General features: G+C 32.4%; 13 protein-coding genes and 1 tRNA gene. 5 read left to right on the top strand and 9 right to left on the bottom strand.

Going from position 1 to position 12,532, the window contains the following annotated elements; all coding sequences use genetic code 11:
- Nucleotides 1-7 precede the first annotated feature (7 nt).
- The 5 genes from mgtE to gyrB are packed head-to-tail and all read right to left on the bottom strand — an operon-like array spanning nt 8 to nt 4,447.
- On the bottom strand, nt 8-1,414 hold the full coding sequence (gene mgtE / locus EU96_RS05780) for a magnesium transporter (protein WP_032526360.1): 1,407 nt from the start codon (nt 1,412-1,414) through the stop codon (nt 8-10).
- Between the two features lie 44 nt (nt 1,415-1,458).
- A complete protein-coding gene (locus EU96_RS10525; protein WP_032526361.1) occupies nt 1,459-1,788 on the bottom strand; it encodes a CrcB family protein in 330 nt (109 codons plus the stop codon).
- On the bottom strand, nt 1,785-2,153 hold the full coding sequence (locus tag EU96_RS0109075) for a CrcB family protein (protein ID WP_032526363.1): 369 nt from the start codon (nt 2,151-2,153) through the stop codon (nt 1,785-1,787). Before EU96_RS0109075 ends, EU96_RS10525 begins: the two co-directional genes overlap by 4 nt.
- Before the next feature lie 3 nt (nt 2,154-2,156).
- Nucleotides 2,157-2,483, bottom strand: coding sequence for a hypothetical protein (locus EU96_RS05775; RefSeq protein WP_032526364.1), 327 nt, complete (start codon nt 2,481-2,483; stop codon nt 2,157-2,159).
- Nucleotides 2,480-4,447 carry a DNA topoisomerase (ATP-hydrolyzing) subunit B gene (gene gyrB / locus EU96_RS05770; protein WP_032526366.1) on the bottom strand — a complete coding sequence of 656 codons (1,968 nt, stop codon included), beginning with the start codon at nt 4,445-4,447 and terminating at the stop codon, nt 2,480-2,482. Before gyrB ends, EU96_RS05775 begins: the two co-directional genes overlap by 4 nt.
- Nucleotides 4,448-4,598: 151 nt before the next feature.
- Here gyrB and miaA point away from each other — a divergent pair, with 151 nt between their 5' ends.
- The 4 genes from miaA (at nt 4,599) to cysE (ending at nt 7,932) form a co-directional block, all read left to right on the top strand.
- Entirely contained in the window at nt 4,599-5,498 is a 900-nt protein-coding gene (gene miaA, locus EU96_RS05765) for a tRNA (adenosine(37)-N6)-dimethylallyltransferase MiaA (protein ID WP_032526367.1), read from the top strand.
- A gap of 55 nt (nt 5,499-5,553) precedes the next feature.
- Nucleotides 5,554-6,126 carry a translation initiation factor IF-3 gene (gene infC / locus EU96_RS05760; RefSeq protein WP_032526369.1) on the top strand — a complete coding sequence of 191 codons (573 nt, stop codon included), beginning with the start codon at nt 5,554-5,556 and terminating at the stop codon, nt 6,124-6,126.
- 78 nt (nt 6,127-6,204) lie between these two features.
- On the top strand, nt 6,205-7,191 hold the full coding sequence (locus tag EU96_RS05755; protein ID WP_032526370.1) for a GntR family transcriptional regulator: 987 nt from the start codon (nt 6,205-6,207) through the stop codon (nt 7,189-7,191).
- 6 nt (nt 7,192-7,197) lie between these two features.
- Nucleotides 7,198-7,932 (top strand): serine O-acetyltransferase, encoded by a 735-nt coding sequence (cysE, locus tag EU96_RS05750; protein ID WP_032526371.1) that lies wholly within the window; start codon nt 7,198-7,200, stop codon nt 7,930-7,932.
- Between the two features lie 8 nt (nt 7,933-7,940).
- Here cysE and secA read toward each other — a convergent pair whose 3' ends face one another.
- On the bottom strand, nt 7,941-10,772 hold the full coding sequence (secA, locus tag EU96_RS05745) for a preprotein translocase subunit SecA (protein ID WP_193741309.1): 2,832 nt from the start codon (nt 10,770-10,772) through the stop codon (nt 7,941-7,943).
- A gap of 174 nt (nt 10,773-10,946) precedes the next feature.
- Between secA and EU96_RS05740 the strand changes: the two genes are divergently transcribed.
- On the top strand, nt 10,947-11,402 hold the full coding sequence (locus EU96_RS05740; RefSeq protein ID WP_032526373.1) for a GNAT family N-acetyltransferase: 456 nt from the start codon (nt 10,947-10,949) through the stop codon (nt 11,400-11,402).
- Nucleotides 11,403-11,423: 21 nt separating this feature from the next.
- Here EU96_RS05740 and EU96_RS05735 read toward each other — a convergent pair whose 3' ends face one another.
- The 3 genes from EU96_RS05735 to ribH form a co-directional block, all read right to left on the bottom strand.
- Complete coding sequence (locus EU96_RS05735; protein ID WP_032526374.1) at nt 11,424-11,855, bottom strand: nuclear transport factor 2 family protein; 432 nt, start codon at nt 11,853-11,855, stop codon at nt 11,424-11,426.
- A gap of 45 nt (nt 11,856-11,900) precedes the next feature.
- Nucleotides 11,901-11,972 (bottom strand) — tRNA-Gly (locus EU96_RS05730).
- A 60-nt stretch (nt 11,973-12,032) separates the two neighbouring features.
- Complete coding sequence (ribH, locus tag EU96_RS05725; protein ID WP_032526375.1) at nt 12,033-12,509, bottom strand: 6,7-dimethyl-8-ribityllumazine synthase; 477 nt, start codon at nt 12,507-12,509, stop codon at nt 12,033-12,035.
- Between the last annotated feature and the right edge of the window lie 23 nt (nt 12,510-12,532).

Here is a 12,532-nt window from a genome sequence, read left to right on the forward strand (position 1 = left end):
GTCGATTTTAAATTAACGAAGAGCTTAATAACCATTTTGCGGTAGTTAAATATATAAATACACCTGCAATATCAGTGACGGTTGTAATGAAAGGAGAGGACATTAAGGCTGGATCCAACCTCATCTTGTCAAACAACAATGGAAGAATAGCGCCTGTTGTAGCAGCTAAAGTTGTTATGGATATTAAACTTATTCCTACTGCAGAGGCTATTAAAGGGCCTTCTCCTTGCCACCAAGCGAAAGGGAATACTACCAGCATCATCAAAATACCTAAAAGAGCGCCTGTTATTGCCTCCCTAACAACTGCCTTAATTGCGCCAAGAGACTTCAATTTTTGAGTACTTAAACCTCTAATTACAACTGTTGAACTTTGAGCCCCAACATTTCCCCCAGTACCTATCAGCAGAGGAATAAATGCAGCTAGTAAAACTATTTCTTTTAATATTTGATCATTCATTGCTATAACTTTTGTAGTCAAACCATTTGCCAAAACCAAAATTAACAACCACAAAATTCTTCGTCGGGCTATGGTAAATAAACTACTTTGAAAATAATCATCTTCATCTCCAGGTTGAACTGCCCCTGCTGCATAGATATCTCTTGTTGCTTCTTGCTCTATTACATCAATTAAATCATCAACAGTTACTATCCCAACAAGTCTTTTTTCTTTATCAACAACTGGAAGAGCTAAAAAATCATATCTTTGTATTGCTCTTGCGACCTCTTCTTGATTTGTATTCGTAGAAATATTAACTACTTCTTTAGTCATAACATCTCCAATTGGCTTAGATGGATCAGCAGTCACAAGGTCTCTCAAAGAAAGAATACCCGTTAAATGTCTTTCTTTGTCCGTAACATATAAACTATAAATTGTTTCTGTATATGGAGCTCTTTTCCTGACTAAAGAAAGAGCCTGAGCTGCCGTTTGCATCTCTTTAAGGTCTATGAATTCAGTTGTCATTAATCTTCCAGCAGTTTCAGGCTCATATCCAAGTAATTCAGCTGTAACTTTCCTTTCACCAGGACTTAGAGCAGACAAAAATTTTCGTACAACTTTTGCAGGTAATTCGTCAAATAGTTGAACCCTATCATCAGGAGACATTTTCTCAACGATTTCTAAAACTTCTCCTGAACGAAGTCTGTCTAATAAAGTTTGCTGAACTATTGGATCTAAATATTCATAAACTTCAATAGCCTCATTTTTCTTTAACAATCGAAATGCTAATGCTTGCAATATTAATGGAAGGCTTCCAATAGCATCTGCAATATCAACAGGTTGGGAAGGTTCTAAAAGTAACTTTGCCTCATCATAATTTCCTGCGACAAGCAATTCTTCAAGTTGAATAGTAATATTTTCTCTAGTACTCAAATCTGAAGATAAAGATGTAACCGTTTCAAGATTATTTTCATTCATAAGATATATTCCATATTCAAAGTAACAACACTATTATATGAAATCTAAGTAATTTTTCTACTGATCCAAAACCCGAAATACATTGTGAATAGATTTATAATAATTATAAAATTAAAGAAAATTATAAATTTTATCCAATCACCTTGATTCAAAATTTTGTACAAAAAATATATAAATCCGCTAAAGGATGTAAAGCACGAAAAAAAACCGCTTAATATAATTTTTTCTTTAGATGAACTTAATCTTTTTGCAAAAATAAATCCAAAAAACAATGATCCAATTATTGAAACAAGAAAATTATTATTTAAAAATACTCTTAAAAAAGTAGCTACGTAACAAGCTAAAAGAATATAAATGTATTTTTTTTTCCTCATTTAATAATTTGCATCAAATAATAACCCAAATAAAAGCAAAGAAAGGAAAGTATTATTACCTCGGTATAGTGAAAAAATAAAAGCATGAATTTCCTCTTTTGAAATAGAACAAATAGTTGATATACAAAAGAAGAGAATGTACTAAAACATCCCAAAAATCCTAAATAGAATAACAATAATATTTTGTTATTAATAAAGTCTAACGCTACTAAGATTCCTAAAATAAAAGATGATATGAAATTTACTATTGAAGTATTTTGAATATTAAATCCTATATTAATTTTTAAATTATTTTGTATAAAAATCCTAAGTATTAATCCAAAAGTGCTCCCACATAAAACAATACTAATTGATTCAATATCCAAAATTTACATTTTTATCCAGCCTTTGGTAATTTTATTAGGATCATCTAATAATTTATTAGAAGCTAATTCCACCCTAACCCAAATTTCATTTTCGTTGACTTTCCAATTACGTAAAACTGATAAACTTAAACCCATATCAAGGACTAGTAATTCTTTAGAATTAATTTCAGGAAAAGAATAAAGAGAAGTGTTGGAACTTAATATAATTTCTTTTGTATTATGCAACTTATTATGATTTATACTTTTTTGAATTCCACCAGCAGGTAATGTAATTGGAGCAATTAATGCAAAAGTAATTAAGCAAAAATTCTTAAGAAGATTATTAATCATATATCTAAAGTTGCCATATCTAAATTACTACTATGCGTTTCAATAAATTCTCTTCTTGGTGCAACTTTATCTCCCATTAATATATTAAATATTCTGTCAGCTTCAAGAGCATCTTCAATTTCAACCCTTTTCATCATCCTAGTTTGAGGATTCATAGTTGTATCCCACAATTGTTTTGGCATCATCTCACCTAATCCCTTAAATCTTTGGATATTGTAATTTGCATTTTCTCCAAAACCTGCAATTGTATCCTTTAATTGATTCTCGTTATAACAGTATTTATGATTCTTACCTCTTTCAACCTTGTAGAGAGGAGGACAAGCAATATATATATGACCTCTTTCAACAAGTTCTCTTTGATATCTATAAAAGAATGTCAATAATAAAGTTCTTATATGAGCACCGTCAACATCAGCATCAGTCATAATTACGACTCTGTGATATCTCAAAGAGGTCACATCGAATTCCTCTCCTTTTATTCCTAATCCTAGAGCTGTTATTAATGACTGAATTTCTGTATTTTTGTATATTTTTGAATCGTCAGTTTTTTCGATATTAAGAATTTTACCCCTGAGAGGCAAAATAGCCTGAAAATTTCTATCTCTTCCTTGTTTTGCTGAACCTCCAGCAGAATCTCCCTCAACGATATAAATTTCTGTTTCTGATGGATCTCTAGAACTACAATCAGCTAATTTACCTGGCAAAGTTGAGCTTTCAAGAACACTTTTTCTTCTAACTAATTCTCTAGCCCTTCTTGCAGCTTCTGCTGCATTGAATGATTGAATTGCTTTCTCAAGAACCAAGTCTAAAATTCCAGGATTGAATTCCATAAATTTTGTAAGAGCATCCCCAATAAGAGAGTCAACAATTCCTCTTACTTCAGTATTACCTAATTTAGTTTTTGTTTGTCCTTCAAATTCGGGATCTGGAACTTTAACTGATAAAACTACAGTTAAGCCCTCTCTGATATTTTCGCCAGCTAAATTTTTTTCAATGTCTTTTCTTTTGCCTCTCTTTTTTGCAAGATTATTAAATGTTCTCGTCAAAACTGTTTTTAATCCTTCAATATGAGTACCGCCATCAATAGTTCTAATATTATTTGCAAAACCTAAAATATTATCTGAATATACATCTGAACACCATTGCAAAGCTGCTTCTACATAAACGTTTTCTTTTTGTGAGTCAACATAAATTATCTCAGGATGAATAGACTCCTTTTCTGCATTCATGTATTGAACATATTCTTTAATACCTCCTTGATATAAGTAAATTTCTTCTTTGAAAGAACCATCTGACAATTCATTTCTCTCATCTCTAAAAACAATTTTTACACCGCCATTAAGATAAGCTAGTTCTCTTAATCTAGATGAAAGAAGAGCATATTCGAATTCGATTCCTCCAGAAAAAATCGTTTTATCAGGTTTAAAACAAATAGTGGTTCCTTTTTTAAAAGGTTTTGTAGACTGCCTTTTACTTTGCAATACACTCTGCGATACACCTTTTTCAAATCTTTGATTAAACTCATTACCATCTCTATAAACAGTCACATTAACCCATTCGCTTAAAGCATTAACTACAGATATTCCTACTCCATGCAAGCCGCCTGAAACTTTATAACCACCACTTCCGAATTTACCTCCAGCATGAAGAACAGTCAGTACAGTCTCTAAAGCACTTTTCCCCGTCCTTGGATGAATATCTGTAGGAATACCTCGTCCATTATCAGAGATTAAAGCTGATCCGTCTGATTGAAGAACTATTTCTATGTGATCACAATGTCCTGCAAGTGCTTCATCAACTGAATTATCAACGACCTCATATACTAAATGATGCAAACCTCTAGGACCTGTAGAACCTATATACATACCTGGGCGTTTACGAACTGGCTCTAATCCTTCTAAGACCTGAATCTGTTCCGCACCATATTCATTTGAGATTTTATTAGATCTTTTGTCCTCACTCATTTAATATAAAAAAAAAACATTTATCTTTTCAAATGTTATTTAAAAAGATCTTTTATTAAACTTACCACTGCAATAAGAGAAAGGCTCGAAGTCTATGAAAAATTTAATCACTTATATTATATAGCTAATAAATTTTTCTTCAGAAATTCATATGTCTTCTTATACACCTCATGTAATAGTTTTAATTGGAGCCACAGCAAGTGGAAAAACAGAATTAGCTATTGAAATTGCAGAGTATTTTAAAACTCATATACATAATATCGATTCAAGACAAATTTATAAGTCTATGGATATTGGAACAGCCAAACCATCTGCCAATCAACAAAAAAAAATCAAGCATTTTTTAATAGATATAGAAGAGCCTATTAATCCAATTAATGTAAAACAATTTCAAGAAATTGCTCAAAAATCAATAACAAGAGAAATTCAGCAAAATAATTTACCTTTTCTTGTTGGAGGAAGTGGTTTGTATATGAACTCAATAACTAAAGGTTTTTTTGTGCCAGATATCCCGCCGCAAAATCATTTAAGAAGACAATTGGAAAAACTTGGTGAGAAAGAATGTTGGGAGCTTTTAAAAAGTTGTGATCCAATATCAGCAAAAAAAATCAATTTTGCTGATCAAATTAGAACAATAAGAGCTTTGGAAGTCTTTTACGTAACCGGTCAACCTTTATCATCTCAGAAAGTTCAAAAACCACCTGAATGGAGAATACTAGAGCTTGGATTAAATAGAGATGATTTAAAAGAAAGAATTTCACGAAGAACAAAAAATATGTTTTTATCTGGAATTATTGAAGAAACGAAACATCTTATTTCTCGATATGGATCTGATTTACCAATATTAGAAACCATTGGTTACTGTGAAGCTAAGAATGTTTTAAATAATAATTTACCTATTGAAAAGGCGATTGAATTAACCACTATAAAAACGAACCAATTCGCTAAAAGACAAAAAACATGGTTTCGTAATAAAAATAATCCTATTTGGCTGAATAACAAAAACCTACTAAAAGATGCAATAATTAAAATAGAATCTTTTTTAGGCTAAATTTATGAAAAATAGATTTTTGTTTATCATCCAATCAATTTAAAAACTAAACTGAATGCCACCACGTCCACGCTTTGACCGTCGCGCTCCTGTTAGGGAGCTCCCAAATATTAATGAAAGAATAAAATACCCTCAATTGAGAGTCGTTGATTCAGATGGAAAACAATTAGGTGTTATAGATAGATTGGAAGCATTAGAAATAGCCTCAAAAAGAGAACTTGATTTAGTTTTGGTAAGTGAAAAAGCAAATCCTCCTGTTTGTAGAGTCATGGATTATGGAAAATATAAATTTGAACAAGAAAAGAAAGCAAAAGAAGCAAGAAAAAAATCTCATCAAACAGAAGTTAAAGAAGTAAAAATGAGGTACAAAATTGATAAACATGATTATGACGTACGAATAGGTCAAGCAACTAAATTTTTAAAAGCGGGAGATAAAGTAAAATGCACTGTAATGTTTAGGGGCAGAGAAATTCAACACTCAAATTTAGCTGAAACACTCCTTTTAAAAATGGCAAATGATTTAGAAGAACAATCAGAAGTACAACAAAAACCAAAACGAGAAGGAAGAAATATGATTATGTTTTTAAGCCCAAGAAAAACTCCTCTTATTAAAAAAGATGAAGGTTGAGCAATTATTATCTAAAAGCTATGACGAATGTTAAAGTGTCACTATGAGTAAAAATTAATTTGCAAGGATTTTTCTAAAGTGAGATTCCATATTCAACAAGAAAGTGATATTCCAGCGTCAACACAACTCTATAATCAAATATGCTTTGCTATAGCGGCAAGACATTATCCTCCTGGGCATAGGCTGCCAAGCACTAGGCAACTTGCAATGCAGACTGGACTTCATAGAAATACTATAAGCAAAGTTTACAGACAACTTGAAATGGATGGGGTTGTTGAAGCCATGGCTGGATCAGGTATTTATGTAAGAGATAATCTTACTAAAAGAAACTTTAAAAAATCGGTCTACTCAAAACACAAAATAGATAAACAACCAAATCAAGAAGTAAAGCAGACTATTGATAAATTCATTAATCTTGGCTGCACCTTACAAGAAGCAAGAGAAATATTAACCAATGAAATTGATTGGCGTATTAAATGCGGTGCAAAAATTATTGTAAGTACTCCTAGAGAGGATATAGGAGCGTCTATGTTAATTGCAGAAGACCTCTCCCCAAAAATTAATGTACCAGTAGAAGTTGTTCCTATGGAAGAATTAGAAAAAGTGTTGAGTAATTCAAATAATGGTACTGTTGTCACAAGCCGATATTTTTTACAGCCTCTAGAAAAAGTTGCGAAACAACATGGATTACGAGCCATTGCAGTTGACTTGAGTGACTTTCAAAAGGAATTAAATATTATCAAAGAATTAAATACTGGAAGTTGTGTAGGTATTGTTAGTATTAGTCCTGGTTTATTGCGAGCAGCAGAAGTTATTATACACAGCATACGAGGCGGTGAATTAATTATTATGACGGCAATCTCAGATAATAATAGTAGACTACTTTCACTATTAAAAGCCTCAAACCACATAGTGTGTGATGGGCCTAGTTTATCAGTTGTGGAAAACACATTATTAAAAAATAGGTCTCAGCTCATGAGATTACCGCAAATAATATGTGCTAAAAATTATTTAAGTATCGAAACAATAAATCATTTAAAAAAAGAAATAGGTGTTATTAATTAGGCCATGATGCTAAGAACTTTTAAGTCTGATATAGAAATTATCAAAGAGAGAGATCCTGCTGCTAGAGGAATATTAGAGATTTTTCTTTGCTACCCAGGGTTTCAATCAATAGTTATTCATAGGTTTACTCATAAATTGTGGCACTTAAAAATTCCTCTAATTCCTCGCTTGTTAAGTCATCTCAATCGGTTAGTAACAGGTATTGAAATCCATCCTGGGGCAAAAATTGGTAAACGGGTTTTCATAGATCATGGGATGGGAGTTGTAATTGGGGAAACGGCTGAAATAGGAAATAATTGTCTGCTTTATCAGGGAGTAACATTAGGAGGTACTGGTAAAAGTCATGGGAAAAGGCACCCAACCTTAATGGAAAATGTTGTAGTTGGAGCTGGTGCTAAAGTTCTTGGATCGATCACAGTAGGATCCAATACACGTATTGGTGCTGGTTCAGTAGTTGTACGTAATGTGGGAGGGAACAGTACTGTCGTTGGAGTTCCTGGAAGAGTAGTGCATCAGAGTGGGGTCAAAGTTAATCCATTAGCTCACTCTGCCTTACCAGATACAGAAGCTAATGTGATAAAAAATTTAATGGATAGAATAGACTTACTAGAAAATGAAATTCTGAAATTACAAAAAACTTTGCAGTGTATAGCTAACTCAGAATCTATTGATATTTCTAAACTCGGCGAAGCTCAAAATCTTAAAGACAAAGAAATTATAGACTTTCTTGGAGATGATTAAATAGTGATTTAATTGTTATCCTCTTTGTCAGTTTTAGGTTGAAACATAAACATTGAATAAATGACATTTCGTCTCATATTAGTCATCATTTCTAGAAACATATCATATCCTTCATTTTTGTACTCGATTAAAGGGTCTTTTTGTCCATAACCTCTCAATCCAACTGATTCTCTCAAGGAATCCATGGATTGAAGGTGTTCTCTCCATAAATTATCAATTTGCTGCAAAATAAAAAATCTTTCAGCTTCTCTCATTAATCCTGGACGAATCTTTTCTATTTGTGATTCCTTTAAATCATAAGCTATTCGCAATTGCTCCTGAAGGTAGTTTTTTAATTCTTCTATTGATAGTAACTTGATATCATCAACTTTAAGGTCATCTAATAAATATATAAATTCTTTAACTTTAGCAATTAATTGATCAATATTCCATTCTTCTGGAGGTAGATCAGGATTAATATAGGCCTCTACAATTTCATACATTGTTCTTTCTCCATAACCTATAACTTGCCTCTTTAAGTCAATTCCTTGCAAGACTCTTAGTCTTTCGCTATAAACTGCTTTTCTTTGATTATTCATTACCTCATCATATTCAAAAACTTGTTTTCTAATATCATAATAATATGTTTCTACTTTCTTTTGAGCACTCTCTAAAGACCTAGTAAGCATTCCTGATTCGATAGGCATATCTTCATCAACCCTAAATGCATTCATTAGATTTGCTACCCTATCACCTCCAAAAATCCTTAACAAATTATCTTCTAAAGATAAAAAGAATCTTGTACTTCCAGAATCACCTTGTCTTCCTGCTCTTCCTCTCAGTTGATTATCCACTCTTCTTGATTCATGTCTCTCAGTACCTATGACATGTAAACCTCCTGCCTCTCTTACTTTTTGTTCTTCATGAATCAAAACTTTTTCATATTCGGCTTTTACACGTGCTAAAGATTCTCTCAAAAGCTTGATCATGTTATCTTCGGTTGGTGCTTTTTCTGAAGCCGTAGCTATTCTGTCATCTAACTCCAAAACAGAAAGTTGTCTTTCACCCCAATTCTTAATAAGTTCATTGGATAAAAGAGAGAGATTCTTTTCAACTTCTTCATCCAGTTTGCAAGGAAAAAGATTTGTTGAAGATTCTGGCATGTTCTTTTTAAAATTTGAGCCCGCTTTTGAAGAGAAACCACCCTTAGATTTTGAAATTCTTTGTTTAGGGATAGGTGGCTTATGCTCATCATCTGGCTTTACTAACAAAGGAATGAGAATCTCTTTTAATTTAAGTCTCGCCATATAGTCACTGTTACCGCCGAGAATGATATCTGTTCCCCTTCCAGCCATATTAGTAGCAATAGTAACAGCACCTGCTCTTCCAGCCTGAGCTACAATTTCCGCCTCGCGTTCAACATTCTCTGGCTTAGCGTTTAACAAGTTATGGGGAATTTTTTCTTCAGCTAGAAGTGAACTTAACAACTCACTTTTTTCAACACTTGTTGTACCAACTAAAACAGGTCTACTATCTCTATGAATTTGTGCAGTTTCTTTTGCAACAGCTTTCCATTTACCTATCTCTGTCTTAAATACTTGATCAGTCCAATCTTGTCTCTTTCTTATTTGATTTGTTGGTATAACTGTTGACTCTAATTTATAAGTTTTTTCAAATTCAACCTCTTCTGTTTTTGCAGTTCCCGTCATACCTGCTAGACCAGGATATAACAGGAAAAAATTCTGATAAGTAATGGATGCTAATGTTTGAGTCTCAGGCTGAATTTTAAGACTCTCTTTCGCTTCTATTGCCTGATGCTGTCCATCACTCCATCGCCTTCCAGGCATGACTCTCCCTGTAAATTCGTCAACTATTACAGCCTCATCATTTTTAATAATATAATTTACATCTCGAATAAATAATTCTTTGGCTTTTAAAGCATTGGTTATATAGTGCGCCCAAGGATCTTTGGGATTATATAAATCACTAACTCCCAAATACTCTTCACATTTAGCGAAACCCTGATCAGTTAATATACAACTTCTCTGCTTTTCATCAACTTCATAATCCCCTTCTGGATCAATACCATCTTTACTTAATTCTTTTGCTTTAACTAGTGCCAGAGCTAATTCTGAAGCTTTTTGATATTTTTCTTGGGGTCTTTCAACTTGGCCAGAAATGATTAGAGGTGTTCTAGCCTCATCAATTAATATTGAATCGACCTCGTCAATCACACAGTAATTAAATTTTCTTTGCACTACCTCATTAATATCGGTGGACATATTATCTCTTAAATAATCAAATCCTAATTCTGAATTCGTGGCATAAGTTATATCGCAGTCGTAATTTTTCTTTCGATCAATAGGGCTCATATCTTGTTGAATCAACCCAACGGATAAACCTAAAAAACGATGAACTTGGCCCATCCACTCAGCATCTCTTCTAGCTAAATAATCATTTACGGTAACTACATGAACCCCTTTTCCGGTTAAAGCATTTAAATAACAAGGTAATGTTGCTACAAGAGTTTTTCCTTCTCCAGTTTTCATCTCCGCAATTTGACACTCATGTAAAACCATCCCGCCTATTAACTGAACGTCAAAATGTCTCATATCAAGAACCCGTTTACTTGCTTCTCTAACAATCGCGAAGGCTTTTGGAAGAAATTCTTCCAATAATTCTTTTTGTTTTTTAATATCTAATTCTGATGAGATCTTTGATTTAAGAATATGAGTTTCTTTTCTCAACTCATCATCAGTTAATTTAGAAATTTCTTCTTCTAAAAAATTTATCTCTTCCACTATTGGTTGATAGCGCTTTAACTTTCGTGTATTCGGATCTCCCAACAAAAGTTTTAGCATGAGTAACCGTCCTTGAAAAATTCATCTTATTACAAACATTATAAATTAGTGCGTTACAACAGAATGAAGAAAAATTATATCTCTTTATTTTCTAGAAAGTATCGACTAGGGTATTTAAATTAAAATGACGAAAACAAACTAGTTATACTCAATGTTTATACAACTTTTTAAAAAATGAAGGCAATATCTCTAATAAACCATTCCAAAGGGGCTGTGGGATTAAGGTTTTTTGGATTAGGCCCTCATCTTAAGCCCACTAATGGATTATATAAGCTACAAAAATTACTTGATAGCAATGCTTTCTGGGCAAAAAGTAGAACAATTAATGATCTCAAAAAATGTCTTGCCAACAGTGACGTTATAATAAGTCTTTGGGTTGGCAACGAAATAGTTGGTTTTGGTAGAGCTTTAACAGATGGTATTTACCGAGGCGTTCTTTGGGATATAGTTATCGATCAAAATCATCAGGGAAAAGGTTTTGGCACATTAATTATAAAAAATCTTTTATCGTCTAAAAAGATTAAAAATACAAAGAAATTATATTTAATGACGACTAATAAAAAGTTATTCTATTCTCAATTTGATTTTAAAGAAGTTACTTCTCAGAAATTATTAATTCGTGAAATATAAACCACTTCTTCTATCAAACAATCAAGATACAAATTTACTATAAAGCCATCTTATAAAAGGACCTACAATAGGAACTGGTCCAAAAGTTGGTCCACAAAAATCGAAATAATCTCTATGCTCTTTTATTAATCCATTTTCGCCAAATAACAAACGTGTAGTTCCGGGATAAATAAATTCTTTACCCATAATTTTTAAACCCATTGTCCATTCAACAAATCCACAATTTCCACTTATCGAGATTGCATGAGTTTCTAAAAAAACATCATCACATCTTTTAACAAGCTTTTCTTGAGCTTTGATATAAGAATCTAATCCCTCTGTTTCCTGCGTTGGATCTACAAAAATAACATTCTCATTATAAAATTCTGCCCATTTTTGTTTTGTTGGTGCATCTGCTCCATAAGGTTTAGTAAATAATCCCCTTAAATCATCTATAGAAATTACTCTGGCCATTACACAACTATTGTTATTGATATTCTAAAAGATATAAACATTAAAAGCGGATGAAGAGATTCGAACTCTCGACATTCTCCTTGGCAAGGAGATGCTCTACCACTGAGCTACATCCGCATAACATTGTTATTTTATCTCAAAGAAGGGATCAATGATAGAAATAATTAATTTTTTCAACTAATTTAAATTTTTAATTAAGGATCCCATCTCAATTGCTTGTAAAGCATAATTCCAACCAAGATTATTCTTAATCCCTGCTCTCTCTAAAGCCTGCTGCATAGTATCAGTAGTTAAAACTCCAAAGATAATTGGAACATTATTCTCATTTGAAACTTGTGAAATACCTTTACTAGCCTCTGATATAACTACATCATAGTGAGAGGTTTCACCACGAATAACCGCCCCAAGAGCAATTACAACGTCATAACTCTTTTTTTTCATAAGAGTTTTAGCTGCGATTGGTAATTCGAATGAACCTGGTACCCAAACTATATCTACTTGATGACTTAATTCAGAAGTATCTAAACCATGTCTTTTTAGACAATCAAGGCAACCAGATAAAATCTTATTTGTAATTAAATCATTAAATCTTGCTATTACAATTCCTACTTTTAAAGTAGATGCATTAGTAAAAGACCCCTCAAAAATAGCCATTAAATTTTACTTAGATATATTAA

The sequence above is a fragment of the Prochlorococcus marinus str. MIT 9302 genome (genome assembly GCF_000759975.1).
Classification (GTDB): Bacteria; Cyanobacteriota; Cyanobacteriia; order PCC-6307; family Cyanobiaceae; genus Prochlorococcus_A; species Prochlorococcus_A marinus_M.

Excerpts from the sequence above, each read along its gene's own strand:
- mgtE (WP_032526360.1), bottom strand. The coding sequence starts at position 1,414 with ATGAATGAAAATAATCTTGAAACGGTTACATCTTTATCTTCAGATTTG.
- EU96_RS10525 (WP_032526361.1), bottom strand. The coding sequence starts at position 1,788 with ATGAGGAAAAAAAAATACATTTATATTCTTTTAGCTTGTTACGTAGCT.
- EU96_RS05775 (WP_032526364.1), bottom strand. The coding sequence starts at position 2,483 with ATGATTAATAATCTTCTTAAGAATTTTTGCTTAATTACTTTTGCATTA.
- gyrB (WP_032526366.1), bottom strand. The coding sequence starts at position 4,447 with ATGAGTGAGGACAAAAGATCTAATAAAATCTCAAATGAATATGGTGCG.
- miaA (WP_032526367.1), top strand. The coding sequence starts at position 4,599 with ATGTCTTCTTATACACCTCATGTAATAGTTTTAATTGGAGCCACAGCA.
- infC (WP_032526369.1), top strand. The coding sequence starts at position 5,554 with ATGCCACCACGTCCACGCTTTGACCGTCGCGCTCCTGTTAGGGAGCTC.
- cysE (WP_032526371.1), top strand. The coding sequence starts at position 7,198 with ATGCTAAGAACTTTTAAGTCTGATATAGAAATTATCAAAGAGAGAGAT.
- secA (WP_193741309.1), bottom strand. The coding sequence starts at position 10,772 with ATGCTAAAACTTTTGTTGGGAGATCCGAATACACGAAAGTTAAAGCGC.
- EU96_RS05740 (WP_032526373.1), top strand. The coding sequence starts at position 10,947 with ATGAAGGCAATATCTCTAATAAACCATTCCAAAGGGGCTGTGGGATTA.
- EU96_RS05735 (WP_032526374.1), bottom strand. The coding sequence starts at position 11,855 with ATGGCCAGAGTAATTTCTATAGATGATTTAAGGGGATTATTTACTAAA.
- ribH (WP_032526375.1), bottom strand. The coding sequence starts at position 12,509 with ATGGCTATTTTTGAGGGGTCTTTTACTAATGCATCTACTTTAAAAGTA.